General features: G+C 36.5%; 2 protein-coding genes. One reads left to right on the forward strand and one right to left on the reverse strand.

The annotated features are described in order from the left end of the window. Nucleotides 1-140, reverse strand: a 140-nt coding sequence (locus CBG25_RS21535; protein WP_366212744.1) for a helix-turn-helix domain-containing protein, incomplete at its 3' end; no start/stop codon positions are given. A 164-nt stretch (nucleotides 141-304) separates the two neighbouring features. Between CBG25_RS21535 and CBG25_RS17095 the strand changes: the two genes are divergently transcribed. Continuing rightward, nucleotides 305-501: hypothetical protein (locus tag CBG25_RS17095; RefSeq protein ID WP_290604058.1), on the forward strand; the 197-nt coding region annotated here is incomplete at its 3' end.

A 501-nucleotide genomic window follows, 5' to 3' on the forward strand; every position in this document is an offset into this window, starting at 1 on the left:
TCAGTATTACGTTTGAGTTCCCTGCTGACAGTTGAACGAGAAAGCCCCAATTCTCTAGCAATAGTGGCCTGAGTAACACCGTCAATTATTCGTTTTTCGATATAAAAACGCTCATGTAAGTTCAAATGTTTTCCCTTCATACAACAGTATCTCTTATGGGGTCATTACAGTAATTTTATCTATGTATGACCAAGGATTTACTTTGTTGCATTTCGTTTGGGAATTGGCACATCGTCACGAGTTTCGCAGTCTCTAAAAAAGAAGTATAAATTTAAAAACAAGAAAAAATCAGGATGTTCATATTTTGTCCGGTTATCCATGCATTAAAGATATTTATAAAATATTCTTGCAAGTAAGCAGTGTAAGATACTCTAGTTTGGCGTTATCAGAAGTCAGCCCATCGCCTTTATCTCATGACACGGTTAGCCGATGGTTAAAAAGTAGATGTTTCCGCCCTAAAGACCTATGGCGATTAGTTGAACCTTCTATAGACAAAAAAAG

Origin of the sequence: Arsenophonus sp. ENCA (assembly GCF_002287155.1) — a bacterium.
Classification (GTDB): Bacteria; Pseudomonadota; Gammaproteobacteria; order Enterobacterales; family Enterobacteriaceae; genus Arsenophonus; species Arsenophonus nilaparvatae.